The sequence below is a fragment of the Lentibacillus sp. L22 genome, assembly GCF_040812445.1.
Lineage (GTDB): Bacteria > Bacillota > Bacilli > Bacillales > Amphibacillaceae > Lentibacillus_C > Lentibacillus_C daqui.
Genome location: NZ_JBFNXI010000119.1, coordinates 1 through 520, shown reverse-complemented (window position 1 = coordinate 520; position 520 = coordinate 1). Strand labels below are relative to the sequence as shown.

At 35.4% G+C, this 520-nt stretch carries 1 protein-coding gene; it reads right to left on the bottom strand.

Features of this window, described 5'->3' with window-relative positions; genetic code table 11:
- Positions 1 to 2 precede the first annotated feature (2 nt).
- Positions 3 to 473: a DUF443 family protein gene (locus ABRT01_RS18340; protein WP_367749216.1), complete on the bottom strand. Its 471-nt coding sequence runs from the start codon at positions 471 to 473 to the stop codon at positions 3 to 5.
- Positions 474 to 520 lie beyond the last annotated feature (47 nt).

Here is a 520-nt window from a genome sequence, read left to right as displayed (position 1 = left end):
TTTTATATTCTTCTATCCTTTAATTTCACGGTAATATTTCCTTCTTTAAATGTTTTGTGATTGAGTAGAAATATACCAAATAATACTCCTGACGCAACGATTAGCACCATAAAATTTCGAGATTCAACATATCCTAGGAAAAAAAATACACTCAATCCTAAAATCACAAGATAACTCAATAATACGTTTAAAAAATGTCTCACTGAACCTGGGCGAATCCACAGTTTTCCCCTGGGCAATGTTTCAAATTTAAGAACATCATACATTTTCTTTTTGCGGTTTCGACTGATGGAAAAAGATAATAAACCCACCAATACTATAGCAAGCACCAGCAACGCTATATTGATTAATGGCGACATGGGAACGTTAAAGTAATCCATTAAAGGGGCTAAGAACATCCCACCCGTATAGGAAACCCCAGTGGCGAAAACCAGATAAGATCCCCCCGTTTTTTCATTTTTTCGGTCTTTAATCGTTCTATAACAGCCTGATCCTCAACTTTGAAAATATAATTGGGAAG